The organism is Bombilactobacillus mellis, from assembly GCF_000967245.1.
Classification (GTDB): Bacteria; Bacillota; Bacilli; order Lactobacillales; family Lactobacillaceae; genus Bombilactobacillus; species Bombilactobacillus mellis.
The window spans coordinates 544,439-563,341 of the sequence record NZ_KQ033878.1; the positions used below are offsets into that span (position 1 = coordinate 544,439).

An 18,903-nucleotide genomic window follows, 5' to 3' on the forward strand; every position below is an offset into this window, starting at 1 on the left:
TATACAACTTATTGGCAATTCTTAAATTTAAATTATAAAAGAAATTAAATTAATTTTATTTTCCCATAATAGTTTCCCAAGCTTCAATACGAATAACTCTTTGCTAAGCCTAAGTTACACCACTTTTGAGGAGGATAAGCCAAATCAGTCCGGTTAGTAATTTTAATTAACAACAAACTTAATAAACTTATAAAAGACAATTTTATGTATATAAAAATCTGATTAAGCTTTAGAGTCTATAAGTCCCAACCAGATTAAATTTTTACTAACTATTATTCTCAGGCCGTCCATTCCATTAAAAGGCAATTAGATTTAAACTTCGTCAAAATTAATCTCTAAATTTTTTTCTTCTGCTTTTCGTTCTTCTTCTAAGTATTGTTTGTCTAATATTTTAATAAAAGGATAATAAACAAACACTCCAATCACAATCTCAATAATTTGTAAAACCGACCCTTTCCAACTACCAGTAGCCAGCCACCCGGAAATAATCGGTGGTGTCGTCCAAGATAACTGCACTCCATTGGTATAAGGCAATAGCTTTAAGGTAAAGGCCATTCCGGACAAAAAAGTATTGAGTGTAGGCATGATAATGAAGGGGATCGCAATTATCGGATTTAATACCACCGGCAGGCCAAAAATAATTGGTTCATTAATACCAAAAATTCCCGGCATAATTGCCAATTTTCCTAGTTCCCGAATTCTTTTAGATTTGCAAACAGCAAACATTACAATTAGTAACGATAATGTACTTCCTCCACCACCATAAGTAGTAAACATATCAATAAATGGCTGTGTATAAATGTGAGGTAAAGGTAAATGATGTTGAAAAGCATGTAAATTATCTTGTGTCAAAACAAAGAAAATAGGTGACCAAACTGAATTCGTAATGGTTGGTCCGTTAATACCCAAACACCATAAAAGACTGGCTAAAAAGTTATACAGCAAAACTGAAGGCAAAGTATTACCTACATTTTTCAACGGTGCTTGCAGTAAAGTATAAATAAAATTATAGGCAGTATTAAAACTGGTTAAACTAAAAATAATTCTAATCAGGAAAAATACTAAAATAACTAAAGCTATAGGAATTAAAGCATCAAAAGATTCACTCACGGCAGGCGGAACTCCGGCAGGCATTTTAATTGTCCAATGCCGCTTAAAAGCAAAGCGATAAATTTCCACACTCAAAATAGCAATCACAATTCCTAAAAAGACCCCATTAGCTCCTAAATACATCGTCTGCACGGCTTCGATTTTCTTTTTACCGGCTGTGATAGCAGTGGGTGTTAAAATTAAAAAAGAAACCAAGGAAACTACAGCTAGATAAATTCCTTGCAATCCGCGATTCTTACCATAGGCATAGCCAATACCCATACAGGATAAAATACCACTAAAACTAAAGACTGATGTCGAAACGGCACTAAACCATTCATTCCAATTACTACCTAAAACACTAGTCCAAAATTCATTCCATCCTGGAATGGGGAAGTTACCTATTAATAAGAAAAACGAGGTTACCATAATTAAAGGCATCACGATCATAAAACCGTCGCGTAAGGAACGTAAAACCACATTGTTGCCCAATTTAACTGCTACGGGCATTAAAATTTTTTCCAGTTGTTTCTGCATTTCTCAGCCACCCCTTTAGGATTTATCAATAACAATAATTACTTTTGAACGTTGTTAAGTCTTCTTTTTGAACTACTTGTAAACAGCCGGCCACTAAATGATCAATGGCCGCAGCTAAGCCGCTGCCACCTTTGGGCGGCATTTTTACGATTAGCAAATGCTGGCGGTACTTTGCCAGCAAATCAGCGTTTTTCTCTTGAGCCAGCATAATTAACACAGGCAGTGAGGTATTTTGTTGGATATAATCTCCAATTTCGCAAGCCATCTGGGCAAAATCATGATAATCATACGCTGGACCTAAAACTACCACATCAGCTTTCATTTTTTCTGCCATTTTGGCAAATTTTTGCTGGACTAAAGCCTGATTATTCTGATAATACTGCGTCCCGCAATAAAAAGTTCCTATAATGGTACTGTCAGATTGAGCTAAAGCCTTTTCAATAGTGGCCGCACTTCCCATGGCGATTTTTTTACCACCGAGAGGTGTATCTGCATGTTCTTTACCTCCCAGACCGGATTGAATTTGATCTAAAATGACAATAACTTTCATCTCACTTCTCCTTTTTCAAAATAATTATTCCAGGGGAGCTTTGATCCGTTTTTCATAAGCATCCAGCCAGTCTTGAGTAACAGGTTCAATCTTAGTAGTTTGCTGCTGGGCGGGATGGGCTATTAAAATCTGGGGTTTTTGCTGTTCACTAGCAATGCTAAAAGTAAATTCCACATTGGTTGCAACTCCCCATTCTCCCTTATTGTTTAAAGCAATTAAGGAAAATTCGCCCGCTTTACCATAGCGTTTTTTTAATTTATGAACAAAAGAATAAACTGCTTGATCACAGGCTTGTTGCGGAGATTGACCAGCGCCCATTTTCTGGACAATTTCATAAGACAGACAGCCCTTCATAATATCTTCACCAAGCCCAGTAGCAGCGGCTCCGCCAATTTCACTGTCAACATAAAAGCCCGATCCAGATAAGGGAGAATCACCGATGCGCCCGGCCTTTTTCATAAAAAGTCCCGAAGTAGAAGTCGCCACTGCCATGGAATTATTATTATCTAAAGTAATAGCGCCCACTGTATCATGGCCATTATAAGCTGAGAGATTGCGGCTTTGTTGTTCTTGCAACTGCTTTTGCCAACGTGCTTTGGCGCGCTCAGTTAACATATTTGTTATTTCAAAACCGTGGAGTAAAGCATATTTGGTCGCACCTGCACCCACACGAAAACTATTATAATGTTGTTGACTTAAAGAACGTGCTACGGAAACAGCGTGTTTAACATTCTGAATGCCGCCTACAGCTCCCTGCGCTAAGGTATCACCGTCCATAAACGCCGCATCCATTTCCACAATTCCTTCTTCATTCGGCAAACCACCGTAACCTACCGATTTATAATACGGATAAGCTTCAACTTGATTAATTAATTTTTCTACAGCATCTCCGGAACTTTTGCCTTCTTGTAACATTTTGCTGGCTGTTTGTACTCCTTCATAGGACATGCGCCAGGTAGCAATGGTTGCCCAAGTCATTGGTTTATTCCTCTCTTTTGCATAATTTTAAAATTGCTTGAAGATAAATTTTAATATTTAATTGTAAATCTTGAATACTCATCCACTCATCTTGCTTATGTGCTATTCCCTTTTGCCCAGGAAAAGAAGGACCAAAAGCAATAATATTAGGCATAAAACGTGCATAAGTAGCACCGGTAGTGGTCACGGGAGTTGCATCCAGCCCTGTAATCTCTTGATAAGCTTGTGAAAGAGCTATCACATTAGGGTCATGAGGATCATGCCTGACACTTTTTAAACTACGAATAATTTGCAGTTGACTATGAGGCAAAAGGGCTTTTTTTAAACCAGCAGTAACCTCCTCTTCTTGATAAGAAACCGGATAACGAATTGCAATTTCTAAGCGCAAATTTGTTTTGGTCTTTTGTAATAAATAAGGAGCAACAATTAATTTGCCACTAGCAGCATCTGCAAAATTAATTCCTAAGCCTTCTCCATAATGTTGTTCATGAAAACTATTAGCTAACCAAGAAAAATAGCTTGCTAACTCACCTTGAACTAAATGTTGCTGACAAATTTTTTCAGCCAATAAAGTTAAAGCATTTTCTCCCAATTCAGGAGCATTAGTAGGGGTTCTTCGACCGCTAATGTGAAGTGGTTGTCCATTTACTAGAACCTTTATATCATCCGGAACATGATCCAACGCTTGCTCACCTTCTAGAGAACTTAATTGTTTTAAACTGCCATCATCAATAGTGGTGGTAATAGCGTAGTTGACAATCCCGCGTTCACCATATACCGCAGGGTATTTACAATCCGGTGTAAAACCAAAGACGGGAGCGGGTTGTTGTTGTAAATACATTTTGATATCTTGACTGCCACTTTCTTCATCAGAACCCAAAATCAATCTGACCGTTTTTTGAGGTCGTAGGTGTGTCTCGTGAAGTATTTTTAAAGCATATAAACAAGCCAGGCTGGGACCTTTATTATCTAAAACTCCCCGCCCGTAAAGACGACCATTACGTTGCGTTAAAGTAAAAGGATCACTGGTCCAACCACTACCAGCCGAAACCACATCCAAATGGCCCACAACTCCCAAATAGTTAGACGAATCTTCACCCCACTGAACGTAAGCCATAGCATCATTAACAATTCCCGTCTGAAATCCATAGCTTTTTGCTATTGCAACTATTTGCTCTAAAGCACGGCGCGGCTGCTCACCAAAAGGAGCATGAGACTGACTCGGTCCACGGGTGCTGGGAATAGCAATAAGTTTGGCTAAATCTTCTGTAAATAATGGCCACTGTTTCGCAATAATAGCATCAATATCCTGCAGCGTTTTCATCCCCTTTCTTGCAAGTAAAGTTAGATACTTTATTAATAATTTAACTAAATTCTACTCTCTGGTCTTTGTTAGTGCAATTTTCTTTTATCAGGAGTTATAAAATATTTTTAGTCTCACAAAATTTATCGCCCAAAGAAAAATTTATAAAATAAAAAGATATATTATTTCCATGAGAAATAATATATCTTAATAATTTTACGGCACGTGCGTCGCGGCCGTTATAATTCTAATCATTTGCTCAACTTAAATTAAAGTCAATAATTGCTCTACCGCCTCAGCATGAGTAGCCCATGAAGTTACAAAACGGAGAATTGTCTGTGTTTCATCATATTTTCCCCAACGGGTGAATAATACTTGCTGACTTAAGTCCTGTACTTTTTGATTATCCATGATAAAAAATTGCTGATTAGTAGGTGAATCTATATACAAGCGATAACCTTTATCCAAAAATCCCTGTTTTAACTGGAGAGCTAATTGCACCGCATGGCGACTAATCTCAAAATATAAATTATCAGTAAATAATTCTAAAAATTGCAAACTGTTCAGCCGTCCCTTAGCTAATAAGGCTCCATGCTGCTTGACAAAAGAATAAAAATAGTCAGGCTGATTATTTTTTGTAAAAACTACTGCTTCCCCACATAGGGCTCCAATTTTGGTCCCACCAATATATAAAACATCCGCTAATTGAGCTAGTTCTTGAATAGTTAAATCCGCTTCCGGACTCACTAAACCATAACCTAAACGAGCACCATCAATATATAAAGGTAAATGATATTCTCGGCAAACTGCTGCTAAAGCAGTCAATTCCTGTTTTGAATATAAAGTACCATATTCACTCGGATAAGAAATATAAACCATTCCCGGAAAAACCATCTGTTGGCGACTATCATCATCGTAAAAATCCTTAAGATAGTTAGCCAGTGTTGGAGCAGCTATTTTCCCATCTTGACCAGGAACAGTTAAAACCTTGTGCCCTGTTAATTCAATCGCACCAGATTCATGCAAACTAATATGACCACTATCAGCTGCAATAACTCCTTGATAACTTTTGAGCAGCGAGCCGATAACAATTTGATTTGTTTGCGTACCACCAGTTAAAAAACAAATTTTGGCTTGGGGACAGTCCAGAGCTTCTTTAATTTTAGCAGTTGCTGCAGTCGTAAAAGTATCCGTACCATAACCAGTTTCCTGCTGCATATTAGTATCTATCAAGCGCTGTAAAACTCGCGGATGGGCACCTTCAGAATAATCATTTAAAAAAGAAATCATTTTTTCACTCCTTACTTTTGTGAAATAATTCAAAATATAAAAAAAGTCTGATACCAATCAGACTTCATTAAAAATTATTCCCACTCTAAGCGTACAATTGACGAAAAATCACTTTTACATCAATGTGTATGTCAACCATTCCCCAATCTGGCAGGAATTTAGAAGAACTTTTTAATGTTTGATTGCCATTGGATTGAATCGCTGTTTTTAGAGCAATACGTATATCGACATTTTCTGTTATCTCTTCAGCAATACCTTACCATAAATGAGAATAATGTTTCAATATAATTTCCGGAATACAATAGCTAAGCCTGTTTGTTTTGGAATCGTTTTACTCCAATTATATAGTTAATAACTTAGAATCAATTCAACAAGCTCTTCGGGTACAAGACCAAGCGCTTATCATTGTAAAATGAATATCCTTTTGTACCATAAATTTATTTTGTTTGTCTAATAATGTTGGTAGTTATTACTTATAATACCCTCACTGAATTAACTCATTTTTAGTAATTAATTCATTTATAAGTACAAATAACTCTTTTTAGTTTTGTTAATAAAGCACGTGGAAGTTTAAAACCTGAATGGTTCTCATGTGGTTGTCCACATTTGTCTGCGACACTTTTAAAGCTCGAGCGGCTGTACGCTAATATCATTTAACGATAAATACACTTCACTTTGCTAGTCTAAAAAGATGTTTAAAGTAATTTTTTTTTACTTGCTTTCTATCATTTGTTTTCAGATATAATCAATTTAATTTTCTAGCTTGATTTGAAAAGAAAAAGGTTTAATTTTCTCCTTCCCTTTATTTTGAAAATGACTTTAGACCACGCTACTACCAATATCCGCTAGCGTGGACGCCCACGGGGGTACCGTTAAATTATCATTTATTATCCGACAGAAAAGCCGCAGTAAAGATCGCATTGTTCTACTGCTTATCCAACACAATCTCTACCTAACATCACTATAACACGTTGGCACAATACAGTAATCCCTGATCATTGTGTAAACTTTAATATAGTTAAACACCCTTGTAAGATTATATGCAATAAATATTTGATGCTTTATAATTTCTTAACTTTTTCTATTAAAATTACGTTGCTTAATTTTAGCGTTCAATTTATTAACTGTTTGTCTTTGCTCTAACAAAATAATTAACCAAATTATGATATATACCAAAATAAAAATAAATATAGAATCCCAACCGATTAGCCAATTATTAATAAAACTCATAGTTAAAAACAAAATAAAGGATCCAATAAAATGAATAATTATTGCCGAAAGTAAGGGTAAGTCTGTCTTGAAAATCATTGATAAAATTCCAATCAATCCCGAAAGAATGAAAATAGAAACTACCCCCTTAGCAGTTGGAGGTACTCCGGGATTAGCAAAAGTTAAAACACAAAGATAACAAATTGATCCAAAGCCCATTCCTGTAAAGAAATAATCTAAAAACTTACCAAATTTTCTCATACTACAGTCCCAATTCCTTTTCTAATTCGGGTAAATATTTTCTTGTAACATCTGTCTTTAGATTATTAGCTAGCATAACAATCATATTACCCGCAAAACCATTTTCAATTGATTCCAAGTAATTTAAATTAATTATTGAGTGACGTGATACTTGAACAAAATTATCATTTAAAACTTCAAGAACTTGATATAACCTTCCTGTGGTTTTTACTACTTCTTCAGTAGTGTAATAAGTTAAACTAGTTGCTTGAACTTCAATTTTAATCAAAGTATTCATTTTAATAGTTACTATTCGATCACTTGTTTTGATAGGCAATAAGCTACGCTCCTGCTTATCGAATTTACTGATATACGCTAATAACTTATTTATTGTTGAATCTTGCTCAGCAGATTTTACTTCTACTTTAATTTCATCATGCAAAGATTCATCTTTTTTGAATTCGACCTTCACCTTAATTATTTCTCTTTCTCTCAGCCCAAAATGTTAACACTATTATTAGGATTATTAAAACTATGGTCATCCCTAGCATAATCAAAGCATTATCTATTTGATTTAATTGATACCCATTAATTTTAAAATAAATACCTAGATAAGCAACAAGGTATTTTCTCACGTTAGGTGAAAAATCATTTTTAATTATTGGGTTTAATAATAAACTTCTTAGAGCTGAGGTTTCATAACTACTGGGAATTAATTTTACCAAAGTTTGCGCATGTGAGGGCAGTGTCCCATAAGGAATATAAGTTGCGACCGCAAATCCGGAAGCCGCACTTATCACAGCAGATAATCTACTAAAAGTAGTCGAAGAATGAATAAAGAAAACTATAATTGCATTTAATGAAGCTGCCGCCATAGAAGTAATTAGTATATAGCTTAATGCAGGTAAATATGCACTTGTAGGAATAGAAACATGATCAGTAGCTGTAAAATAACTGCTCATCACAATAAAAACTATAATTTGCATTATTAGACCGATTATAGCCCCTGATAAAACATATGCTAACAATTGTTGTGAAGCAGAAACATCAGTTAACTTCATGTCATCAATAGTTCTAGTTTCTTGATCCTTTACCCATTGTCCTAATGCTTGAAAGGAAGTTGTAATACCTGCAATTGCTACTATACCAGCAATCATCCATAGATCTAACATTTCATTAGCATTAGAAATATGGCTCCAGGAGCTTGCAAGATTTTTCTGTAAGAAACCAATATAAATAAAGAATGAGATTAATGCCCCTAAACAAGACATAATTACTCCAGAAATATTTGAAAAGTAGATTTTGATGTTTCTCTGTAACAAAGCAAACATTTTACTGCAACTTCTTTCCTGTAATCTTAATAAAGGCATCATTTATTGAGCCTTTATAGTATTCAAAATTAGTAATTACATTATGATTAACACTGAGGAAATCAATTGTTTCACTAGCTGTCAATGACATAATTTCTATTAGCTTGGGATTAATCACTTGATATTTTTGAGATGTCTTTAATGATTTAATATCCCTTACATTGACCAACAACTTTGTGGATGCATACTTCTGTTCAATTTCGGTAGCAGAACCACTAGCTAAAATATTCCCATTTTCCAAAATATACATTTGATCAGCATTTTCTGCTTCTTCAAGATAGTGTGTTGTCAAAAAGATGGTCAAACCTTGTTCTTTTTGTAGTTTTTGTAAAAGAGTCCAAATTACTAATCTTGTCTGTAAATCCAACCCAGCTGTAGGTTCATCTAAAAATAATAAATTGGGTTTATTGATTAACGCTCTGGCAATATCAACTCTACGTCTTTGACCACCAGATAAAGTACCATATTTTTGTTTCAAATATTTTCTAATACCGATTAAATCGATTAATTGATGCAACCATTCATTTGAATAGTCCTTATACATTCTTGCTCTTAGATACAAATTATTTTTGACTGTTAAGTTGTTATCTAGGACACTATTTTGAAATACAATTCCAATCCTACGGCTATCGGCATAAGTTATTGCACCTGCAGTTGGTTTTAATAATCCTGTCAAAAGATTGATAGTAGTGGTTTTACCAGCTCCATTCGTACCTAGATAGGCAACAAGCTGTCCTTTGTCGATTTTTAAATTAACCGCATTTAAGGCTAATTTTTTACCATATTTTTTTGTTAAATCATAAGTTTCTATCAGCATATTAAAAATACCCTCTAGTAATACACTGACTATGATACGTAACTAGTAGAAATATGTTTTCAAATTTCAAATAAGTGGTAAGGATCAGATCATAAACAGCTGTATTTTCAACATTAAATTCTTCCACATAAAAAAGCCCTTAGTTAAACTAAGAGCTTTTTAAATTGGCATACTTTGGCAAACATGATATTCCTTGGAATCAAATATCATTATTTTCCAATCATTGACATTACTAAGGTTCTACCATGTATTCCTTTTAATATTTGGCATACAAACTTATCTTTTTTATGGTTTTAGAGTTATTTCTGTTCCTTCAAATGCTTATAAATCAAGGTTTACCATTCAAATTACATTGTCACTTTATTCCCTAAGAATAAGACATGTCCTTTTATATCCAATACTTAAGCGGTCTTTTACTTCTTTTAGTATACTTTTGCATACCGATAATTCTGTTCGCAGAAATATTTTGATTGCCGTTCAGTTCAAAGTGTGACTTTTCAGCAGGCTTAATATTCATACTGAGTTCCATCTTTGAAGCAATGACAATATCATTATCTGGACACATATGAGCATAGTATTTTTTATCATTGATCTCGTAAAAGTTTCGTAATTTACAGCACTTTTTAGTATTCATAATTTTTTTATGATAAAAAAGACGAGTAAAACTCTCCTTTTTTGATAAATATTTAAAACTAAAATTTTCTAACAGATTCTTTTTCTTCTTCACTTAACCCATAAGCAGTCATAACTAGCTCATCTACTATGGTATTTTCATTATACGGTTTATTATTCTTAATAAGGTCTTGAATCTTACGTACATTATCAGCTATCTTATTTTGTATATCTTTATTTGTTTTTGGAATGGGAAATTCTGCTAATTCATTAACTTTAAATTGAGGAAACAATCGTCTTTGAAACTTATCAAACCGCATCAAAAACCATAATGTCATAGGTTTAGAATTAACAAAACCAAGTAGCGCCAAGGGATTTATATCTGTTATATCTTCAATAACCATTGAATTTAAATCATTTATAACATGTGCATCCAAATAGACACCATTAATTGAATAAACTGATTTTGAAGGTATCTGTCTCACCAAAATTCTTGGCATTTCAAAATTTGTTGATCTTCTTGGCTCAGCAAGTCTATCGCTATATTCAATATATTCGCCATTCCAAGTTAGTTCATAACGTTTCACATTATTCCCATCAACATATGGAAAATATAAATTGTTTAATTTAGATTTACTATGTAAAAACCTATCATCTTTATCTGCACCTTTCTGTGCTGGTTTTCCTTTTCCAATCTGATATGCTTTTACCCCAGTTTTTACATTAGATAAACTTTCTACTTTTAACTGAGCATTATTCATTTTCCAATAAGCATTAATTGCGTCTTTATATTTAACCATAGATATACTAATCAATGGATTATTTTCACCAAAGAAATCTTTTTTTATAGTGCCTACAGTTTGAAAATCTCCTTTAACTAATTCACCTACTGTAACCTCATCAGATTTTTCTTTCTTAAGAAATACAAGACAATTATCTACATTAGCATCTGCAAAAATTTTATCTAAAGAATTGATAATAACTAAGCTACCTGATTTTTTCAGTAAGAAATTACGTATTTTTGATTAGACTGAATTGTAAGCATATTATTAGGCACAATATAAGCAAAAGTACCATTATTTTTTAGCAATTTATAGCCTAATTCCATAAATAGGTATACGTATTTGCTTGGTATTCATCTACTTCGTAATGACTTAAATAATACTCTTTAGTTTTATCATCAAATGATTGATTTCTAGCAAATATATAAGGAGGATTAGCAATTACAATATCAAAACCAACATAATTTCCTTTATCATCTAAAACCTCTGGAAATTCAAGTCTCCACTCTAACGCATTTCTATAAAATGGATCACCTTGCCTATTTTCATAAACTTTTTTAGCTTGATCGGGTTTTTTCTTTAACTCTGCGAATTTCTTTGGATCAAAGTTTGAATCAAATAATTCTGTACCACTAGCTTCAGTTAATTTAGCTAATGCCTCATCATAAGCAATAGCTTCTGGAGGTCTAAATTGATCTAAAAAACTAGTCTTTATATCAGTAATTTTTTTATTTACATCTGCCTTAACCGTTTTATCACTTGTATCTTTATATTCTTTGACCAAATTAACGTATTGCTTAAAGTCTTTGTGACGCATATCAATCTTATCAACCAAATCAAAACGATGAACTAAGCTATCTCCTGTCTTAATATTAATATTTGGCAAAGTTGTAAGATATTTATTCCCGTCTTCATTAGTTGAATAGTATGCATTTTTAAGTAGTTCTATCTAGAGTCTTAAGCGACAAATATTTACAGAGTTAGGATTTAAATCAACACAATATAAACAATTTTCAATAATGCGTTGTTTTTGATGGAACAGTGCTTTTTGTATTCTTAAAGTTGAAGGCTTATTTACATCATAGTAAAAGTTATTACCTGTGTGTGTTTGAACAGTTAATTCATCATTTACTACAGTACATTGAATGTCATTTAATAGGTTACCTTCATTATCAAATAGAACACGCAAAGAAGATTTAATAGCAATTAATTCATTTAAAACGGAAACAAGAAAATGTCCTGATCCAACAGCAGGATCAAGAACTTTTAAATTATCAATTGCGTTACTTATCTTCTTCCGATCTTCAATAGAAAAATCAAAGTCTCTAGTAAGCATTCCTAGCTGAATTATATCTTTATCATTCTATCCCATCACTTCATTAACTTTAGTTAATACTGCCTGTCTTACAGCCCTTTTAGCCATATACATAGTAATTTTTCCAGGTGTAAAGAAGGACCCATCCTTATACCCATTAATTTTTTCAAAGATAAGTCCTAAAACTGAAGCATTAATTAATTGATCCTGCTCTTTTTTACTCTTTGCCTCAACAGCTGAAGTAAAGTCATAAGCGCTTAAGAATTTAAACAAATAATCCAAGACTGATATCTTTCCAGTTAATTTCTTACCATTATTATCTTTTAATTTTGTCTTAGAGTAAACCTCAATATCCCCTTCACAAAGTTCATTAATTGTTATTCCTTGAGATGATTTTTCCAAAGCTGTAGCTTCAAATAAAGATGAATTCATATAGGGAACATTAGGATATTCTGCTTTGATTCTTGGATGTCTTTAATCTAATCTCTTTGCCATAACTGCAAAGAACAAATCATTAATATCATCAAAGGTATGAAGCTTCTTATAATTTAAAAATTTATAATCATTGCTGCCATTGAAAGATACTAATGAAGACTCTAGTAGTTTAAGAAATAAAATTCTGTTAACCCAAACAACAACTAATTGAATAGCGATATCAAATCTATCCTTCTCATGAACATCTTTTATATCTAATTGTTCAATAGTATTTTCAATGAGGGATGCATATTGACGCTTATTTTCTTTTAAACGATCAATAACCTTATTACCACTTTTCTTATGCTCCTCTAATCCCATAATATATAAGAGTTCATTATAAAAATTCTTGTTAAGACTATTTGAATCTGTGAAAATCTCCTCATTTAATAATCTTGCAAATTAAAGTAACCAATTTTGATCTTTTTGTTTAAAGCTTTATCAATCTCTGGAGCTACAACCTCATCATAAAGAAAATCTGTTGTCGTCCCTGATAATTGCCTTTTTTCAAACTTCTTAAAATTTTCAATTAACTTTTTATTCTTAATAAAGTACTTTTCTAATTCTTTTGAATCGATGACAAAGAATTCATAACCATTAGTTACAATTCCACGTTTAACTTCAAGGTTTTTATTAATAATTCGTTCTTTTAAGTAGTATGAAATCAGTTCTCTAAATCCCTTGGCATTAAGATTATCTTTACTAATCATTTCAGCTTTATTGTCTAGTTTTTTGTATTCAACAATTACGCCTACACTACTTTCACTAGACTTGCCATTATAGATCGCTAAATCAATTCGATCACTGGTATTAATTTGTTTGTCTGGAATAACTTCTTCAAGAAAATCTCTAAAAATACCTTTTTGAAATTCTTCACTTTGATTTTCATTACCTTCAAGTTTAGTAATATACACAGTTATAATATTTTTAAAGTTTTCTTTTTGGTCTTCTTGAGGCATTACTGCCTGAACATTTCTATTTATTAGTTGCTTCAAATTCAGAAGCCGTTTCTCTGCCATTAATATTTCTCCTTGATATATACTTATTCAAATTCTTTGTAGAAAAGGCTCTCAGTTTTGTATAACTTAAAGTCCCTTTCAAAATTTTTGGCTTTTATTTGGCTTAAACAAAATACTATTAGCATAGTAATCATTGTATATACTAGATATACCATATAATAAAAAATCACATGACTCTTTTTGTGTTTTTCCTGTATTATGATGATCTACTGAATTTCTTAATGTAAACAACGAATTAATATATGTTGCCTCTCGTGAAGTAATTGCTATTGGATCTTTCTTAAACCACAGTACATAATCTTTAGCTGTTGGGTTTTTAGGAAATCCTCTAAATAGCCCATCACCCTTTTCATTTCTATAACCATTATTATCATAATTTGTAAGAATAATTAGCATAAGATGTTCCAAACAACTTCCTAGACCAACAGCACATAAAAACCATTTTTCATGTTCATACGCAAAAAGACATTGATTAAATTCATCAGTGAATTGACTATCACTCAAGGTAGTGAGCATATCATCAAAATGATATCTATCAATAAAAAATTTTTGATTATTTTTAGGAAATGGCTGAACAGGAGTTGGTTTTTCTTCTACTGCCCTAGTAGCATCATATTCGCTAGCTACCCAACTCCGAGCCCAATCATCACATATAAAGTTAACTCCATTTTCTATTTTCCTGTAGCTGTAAGTTACAGAAGATCCAATTATTTTTGAATCAATTACTCCATTCAATAAATTATGACTATGTAACCATGAGAGTTTATCTCTAGGTGATCCATAAGAAATTCTAAAAAAGTCAGGATTCTTCGTTTCGTTTATCAAATCCATTTGAACTAATTTATTTTTCTTATCATTATTCTTAACTGCAAAATACAAAGTATAAAATTTATCACTTGCAATATCGTCAAACACTTTAATGGCATAAATAGTAACTGTTTTATTTTCTGTCCATGAAAACCTAGTCAAGTCTTTATCTGGAACATGATAAAGACTGACTTTATCTAAATATGCTTTATGTAAATTATTGATAAAAAAAGATTCATTAAAGTTATTCAAATCTATATCCTCCCTTTAAAGCAAAAACTCCTAGTACACTAATTATACTAAGAGTTTCTTTCATTTGGCATACAAACTTATCTTTTTTATGGTTTTAGAGTTATTTCTGTTCCTTCAAATGCTTATAACTCAAGGTTTACCATTCAAGTTATATCGTTCTCTTATTCCCATTCGATCGTTGCGGGCGGCTTGGAAGTAATATCATAGACTACCCGGTTAACATGATCAACTTCATTGGTAATCCGCGTAGAAATTTTAGCCAACACATCCCAAGGAATCTGAGCAAAATCAGCAGTCATTCCGTCAATAGAAGTTACTGCCCGAATTCCCACAGTATAGTCATAGGTTCGTCCATCACCCATGACGCCCACACTGCGCATGCCGGGCAAAACGGTAAAGTATTGCCAAATAGATTTTTCTAAACCGGCCTTTTTTATTTCTTCACGTAAAATGTAATCACTATCCCGTACCATTTTTAATTTTTCGGGAGTAACTTCACCAATCACCCGAATACCTAAGCCCGGGCCTGGAAAAGGCTGTCGCCAAACTAAATCATGAGGCATGTCTAATTTTTCACCCAGTTCACGCACTTCATCTTTAAATAAAGTCCGCAAAGGCTCAATTAATTGAAAATGCATATCCTCAGGCAGGCCGCCCACATTATGATGTGATTTAATTGTTTGGGCAGTATTAGTGCCACTTTCAATTACATCAGTATATAAAGTGCCCTGCGCTAAAAAGTCAATCCCATCTAATTTTTGGGCTTCATCATTAAAAACTTGAATAAATTCATTCCCAATAATCTTACGTTTTTGTTCCGGATCGCTGACACCTTGTAATTTCTTTAAAAAGCGTTCTTGGGCATTGACCTTAATAATATTCAAGCCAAATTTACCCTCTAAACTTGCCATTACCTGCTCAGCTTCACCTTTACGCAAAAGCCCATGATCAACAAAAATACTAGTCAATTGTTTGCCGATTGCTTTATGCAGCAAGACACCGACTACTGAAGAATCAACACCGCCAGACAAACCTAACAAAACTTTTCGGTTACCAACAGTTTGACGAATATTCTCGATTTGTTGGTCAATAAAATCATTCATACTCCAATTAGCCTGAGCATGGCAAATTTTAAAAGCAAAGTTTTTCAAAATATCTAAACCGTATTCGGTATTACGCACTTCAGCATGAAATTGAATACCGTATAATTTCTTTGCGGCATTTTCTACAACTGCATAAGAGGTATTGGCACTTCCAGCAACAGCCTTAAAGTCATCCGGAATAGCAGTGACACGATCTCCATGACTCATCCAAACATATTGTTGAGCAGGCAAACCGGCAAATAATAAAGATTGCGGCTCATTGACTGTAATGTCGGCATGTCCATATTCGGGGGCCCCTGCTGCTTTAACTTTACCACCCAGATCATACATCATTAACTGCATACCATAACAAATTCCTAAAATTGGAATCCCTAATTGCCAAATATCCGGATCAATTTTTAAAGCATCTGCGTCATAAACACTATTAGGCCCTCCAGAAAGAATAATACCCTTAGGAGCTAGTTCTCGAATTTTGGCAGCAGTAATGGTATGGGGTAGTAATTCAGAATAAATACCCAGATCACGAATTCTGCGGGTAATTAACTGATTATACTGACTGCCATAATCTAAGACAATAATGCTGTCGGCCTTGACTTGCATTTTCACTGTTCACACTCCTCTATTAGACTTAATAATATTGTACAAAAAAAAGTTCCTACTGTATAGCGCCGCTAGTGTAAAACAAATTCATTCAAGGCTTGGGCTACTCCGTCATGAGCATTATCGGCAGTAATATAATCTGCCATGTCCTTCATTTCATTATTGCCGTTTCCCATCAATACTGCAGTTCCGGCAGTTTGAAACATTGTATAATCATTTTGCTCATTACCAATCGCCATTACTTCATCTAATGATAAATTCAACTCGCCTGATAAATCCCGTAAAGCACGCCCCTTAGTGGCCAAAGAATGGGCTACTTCTAACATCACAGGCAAAGAACGTGTAATAGCATAATTATGACCAAAATTTTGTCTTAATAAAGGCTCAATAGTGTCCAACTGCTCTTTTGTTCCTGTTAAAACTCCCTTTACCAAGGTAAAATTAATAGGCAGATCCTGCTCTGTCAATACGGTTAGACCGCTTTTAATTCCTGTAGCCTGCAAAAGTGTATAATAATTAATCTGATGATCCAGAGTATAGATGTTACTCTGATCGTCTAAAACATTAAAATGTACCTGTTCTTGTTGACAAAAATGAGCCAATCGCTCAAAGTCCGACGCAGATAAAGTGTGCTGTTGTAAAATGTCCCCAGCAGCATTTTGAATAATACTACCGTTATAAGTGATAATATACTGCTGCCGGCCGCTAATTCCCAGTTCTTGAATATACGGTTCAACTCCAGCCAATGGCCGGCCGGAGCAAAGCACAATTTTAACTCCCTGATCTAAAGCTGCGGTAATTGCTTTTTTGGTTAATGCCGTTATTTGTTGGTGCGGATCTAATAAAGTATCATCAATATCAATAGCTACTAATTTGATTGTCAATGCTTTTCATCCCTTTTAAAAATTTTAGCACTCCCTATCTTAACAGCTTTTAATAAATTTAAAACAAATATGATTACTCACATCCGCACTCAGCATTGTTAATATTTTTTCAGTAATACTTTATTAATTACGTGACCCTTAGTTTTATGCAAAATAACATCCGCACGATTAATTGTCGGTGCAATATATTCGACAAGATTTTTATAGTTCACATCATGCCAAACCTGATGTGCATACTTCATAACTTGTGCACGGGGTTGTTGGGTAAACTGATAGTAATAATTATTAGGATCAGGATGATCAATTTCTGCTTGTAAAAAGCCCTCAAACCGATGAATATACCATTGCTCAATTAGTTTAGGATTAGCATCAACATAAATCGAAAAGTCAAAGTAATCGCTCACATAAATGTTCTGATTATCCGGTAGTTGTAAAACATTGATTCCTTCAATAATTAAAATATCGGGATCTGCAACTACGTTGGTTGTTTGAGGCACAATATCATAAATTTCATGAGAATAACTCGGATATTCTACTGGCGCGCGATTAGCCTTAACCTGTTCCAGAAATAATAACAAGCGCTCATTATCATAACTCCAGGGAAATCCCTTATCATTTAGGATTCCCCGTTTTTTTAATTCCGCATTGGAATACAAAAAGCCGTCCGTAGTAATTTGCTCAATATTATAATGTGGATAAGCTCTTTGCAGCATGACTTTTAATAAGCGGGCAGTTGTACTCTTTCCAACGGCCACACTGCCGCTAATGCCAATAATAAAAGGCACTTTATGCGGTTTGACACCCAAAAAATCAGCTTTGGCGCGGGTTAAATGTTGATAATCATGTAGATATAAATGAAGTAAATGCCGCAAAGGAACATAAATTTCGCGGACATCAGCCAAAGAAACCTGATCATCAACTGATTTAATTTTCTCTAAATCATGATCATCAATTTCGTTGAAATATTCTCCATGAAATTGGGACCATTCTTGGCGTGAATATTCATTATAATTCATAAAATTTTGCATAATTATTCCTCACAAATGATATGATAAAATAGTTGAAAAGGAGTTTCCCATGAAAAAAATAGTTCTGTTTGGCGATGCCATTTTAGCAGGTGTGCAACATGAACGAGTTACTGATTATTTTACCCAACGAATTCAAACAGCTTTTCCCCAAACACAAGTAGTGAATTGTTCGATCCCCGGCCATAAAACCAGCGATGCTCTGACCCACGTTCAACGTGATGTCATTGCCTTACATCCAGATATTGTGGTTTTATTTTTTGGTGCCAATGATATTTTAACCGTTCATGAAATGAAACCGGGATATTTCACCAATAATCTAGCTCACCTGATTACTGAAATTGGTGCCAATAAAGTAGTATTAGTTTCTCCACCTTATGTAGATTACCATAAACACCCGGAAAGAAGTTGGCCACGGCAAATCCAATTCGGTCTGGCAGCCGAACAAATGGCTAAAAACTATCACCTGCCCTTTATTAACCTTTTAGAAGCCATGCAAGCGCAGCAGCAGCCGGAAAAATATTTACAAGCTGATGGCTTACATTTTAATGAAGCCGGTTATGATCTGCTAGAGCACTTACTAGTTCCGGCGATTAAACAAGTTTTATGATATTATTTTTTTTTAAAAATCTCAACTAAACTTATTT

15 protein-coding genes and 1 pseudogene are annotated in these 18,903 nt (G+C 33.8%); 1 reads left to right on the plus strand and 15 read right to left on the minus strand.

Features of this window, described 5'->3' with window-relative positions:
- Positions 1-312: 312 nt before the first annotated feature.
- From JG29_RS06790 to coaA, 15 genes and pseudogenes are all read right to left on the minus strand, one after another.
- Positions 313-1,626: a PTS sugar transporter subunit IIC gene (locus tag JG29_RS06790; RefSeq protein ID WP_045923196.1), complete on the minus strand. Its 1,314-nt coding sequence runs from the start codon at positions 1,624-1,626 to the stop codon at positions 313-315.
- A 25-nt stretch (positions 1,627-1,651) separates the two neighbouring features.
- The gene (locus JG29_RS06795; RefSeq protein WP_045923197.1) at positions 1,652-2,176 is read right to left on the minus strand and encodes a GrdB-related putative oxidoreductase; all 525 of its coding nucleotides are present in this window, start codon (positions 2,174-2,176) and stop codon (positions 1,652-1,654) included.
- 24 nt (positions 2,177-2,200) lie between these two features.
- Positions 2,201-3,154, minus strand: coding sequence for a glycosylasparaginase (locus JG29_RS06800; protein WP_045923198.1), 954 nt, complete (start codon positions 3,152-3,154; stop codon positions 2,201-2,203).
- Between the two features lie 4 nt (positions 3,155-3,158).
- Complete coding sequence (locus tag JG29_RS06805) at positions 3,159-4,478, minus strand: Sapep family Mn(2+)-dependent dipeptidase (RefSeq protein ID WP_045923199.1); 1,320 nt, start codon at positions 4,476-4,478, stop codon at positions 3,159-3,161.
- Between the two features lie 243 nt (positions 4,479-4,721).
- Positions 4,722-5,747, minus strand: coding sequence for a threonine aldolase family protein (locus JG29_RS06810; RefSeq protein ID WP_045923200.1), 1,026 nt, complete (start codon positions 5,745-5,747; stop codon positions 4,722-4,724).
- Positions 5,748-6,818: 1,071 nt separating this feature from the next.
- Positions 6,819-7,217, minus strand: a complete 399-nt coding sequence (locus JG29_RS06815; RefSeq protein ID WP_045923201.1) for a DUF3021 domain-containing protein — start codon at positions 7,215-7,217, stop codon at positions 6,819-6,821.
- 1 nt (position 7,218) lies between these two features.
- Entirely contained in the window at positions 7,219-7,668 is a 450-nt protein-coding gene (locus JG29_RS06820) for a LytTR family DNA-binding domain-containing protein (RefSeq protein WP_045923202.1), read from the minus strand.
- Between the two features lies 1 nt (position 7,669).
- Positions 7,670-8,527, minus strand: a complete 858-nt coding sequence (locus tag JG29_RS06825) for an ABC transporter permease (RefSeq protein WP_045923203.1) — start codon at positions 8,525-8,527, stop codon at positions 7,670-7,672.
- Between the two features lies 1 nt (position 8,528).
- Positions 8,529-9,383 carry an ABC transporter ATP-binding protein gene (locus JG29_RS06830; protein ID WP_045923204.1) on the minus strand — a complete coding sequence of 285 codons (855 nt, stop codon included), beginning with the start codon at positions 9,381-9,383 and terminating at the stop codon, positions 8,529-8,531.
- Positions 9,384-9,771: 388 nt separating this feature from the next.
- Complete coding sequence (locus JG29_RS08905) at positions 9,772-10,017, minus strand: hypothetical protein (RefSeq protein WP_232297099.1); 246 nt, start codon at positions 10,015-10,017, stop codon at positions 9,772-9,774.
- A 58-nt stretch (positions 10,018-10,075) separates the two neighbouring features.
- Positions 10,076-13,585 (minus strand): annotated as a pseudogene (locus tag JG29_RS06840) (type IIG restriction enzyme/methyltransferase).
- Positions 13,586-13,663: 78 nt separating this feature from the next.
- Positions 13,664-14,644 (minus strand): hypothetical protein, encoded by a 981-nt coding sequence (locus JG29_RS06845; protein ID WP_045923206.1) that lies wholly within the window; start codon positions 14,642-14,644, stop codon positions 13,664-13,666.
- Between the two features lie 161 nt (positions 14,645-14,805).
- A complete protein-coding gene (gene guaA / locus JG29_RS06850) occupies positions 14,806-16,347 on the minus strand; it encodes a glutamine-hydrolyzing GMP synthase (protein ID WP_045923433.1) in 1,542 nt (513 codons plus the stop codon).
- Between the two features lie 71 nt (positions 16,348-16,418).
- Positions 16,419-17,231: a Cof-type HAD-IIB family hydrolase gene (locus JG29_RS06855; protein WP_045923207.1), complete on the minus strand. Its 813-nt coding sequence runs from the start codon at positions 17,229-17,231 to the stop codon at positions 16,419-16,421.
- Positions 17,232-17,329: 98 nt separating this feature from the next.
- Complete coding sequence (gene coaA / locus JG29_RS06860; protein WP_045923208.1) at positions 17,330-18,259, minus strand: type I pantothenate kinase; 930 nt, start codon at positions 18,257-18,259, stop codon at positions 17,330-17,332.
- Between the two features lie 49 nt (positions 18,260-18,308).
- On the opposite strand from coaA, the gene JG29_RS06865 reads away from it, so the two are divergent.
- Positions 18,309-18,866 carry an SGNH/GDSL hydrolase family protein gene (locus JG29_RS06865; RefSeq protein WP_045923209.1) on the plus strand — a complete coding sequence of 186 codons (558 nt, stop codon included), beginning with the start codon at positions 18,309-18,311 and terminating at the stop codon, positions 18,864-18,866.
- Positions 18,867-18,903: the final 37 nt, after the last annotated feature.

Bases quoted from the DNA above. Each gene is read 5' to 3' on its own strand.
- JG29_RS06790 (WP_045923196.1), bottom strand. From the start codon at position 1,626: ATGCAGAAACAACTGGAAAAAATTTTAATGCCCGTAGCAGTTAAATTG.
- JG29_RS06795 (WP_045923197.1), bottom strand. From the start codon at position 2,176: ATGAAAGTTATTGTCATTTTAGATCAAATTCAATCCGGTCTGGGAGGT.
- JG29_RS06800 (WP_045923198.1), bottom strand. From the start codon at position 3,154: ATGACTTGGGCAACCATTGCTACCTGGCGCATGTCCTATGAAGGAGTA.
- JG29_RS06805 (WP_045923199.1), bottom strand. From the start codon at position 4,478: ATGAAAACGCTGCAGGATATTGATGCTATTATTGCGAAACAGTGGCCA.
- JG29_RS06810 (WP_045923200.1), bottom strand. From the start codon at position 5,747: ATGATTTCTTTTTTAAATGATTATTCTGAAGGTGCCCATCCGCGAGTT.
- JG29_RS06815 (WP_045923201.1), bottom strand. From the start codon at position 7,217: ATGAGAAAATTTGGTAAGTTTTTAGATTATTTCTTTACAGGAATGGGC.
- JG29_RS06825 (WP_045923203.1), bottom strand. From the start codon at position 8,527: ATGTTTGCTTTGTTACAGAGAAACATCAAAATCTACTTTTCAAATATT.
- JG29_RS06830 (WP_045923204.1), bottom strand. From the start codon at position 9,383: ATGCTGATAGAAACTTATGATTTAACAAAAAAATATGGTAAAAAATTA.
- JG29_RS08905 (WP_232297099.1), bottom strand. From the start codon at position 10,017: ATGAATACTAAAAAGTGCTGTAAATTACGAAACTTTTACGAGATCAAT.
- guaA (WP_045923433.1), bottom strand. From the start codon at position 16,347: ATGCAAGTCAAGGCCGACAGCATTATTGTCTTAGATTATGGCAGTCAG.
- coaA (WP_045923208.1), bottom strand. From the start codon at position 18,259: ATGCAAAATTTTATGAATTATAATGAATATTCACGCCAAGAATGGTCC.
- JG29_RS06865 (WP_045923209.1), top strand. From the start codon at position 18,309: ATGAAAAAAATAGTTCTGTTTGGCGATGCCATTTTAGCAGGTGTGCAA.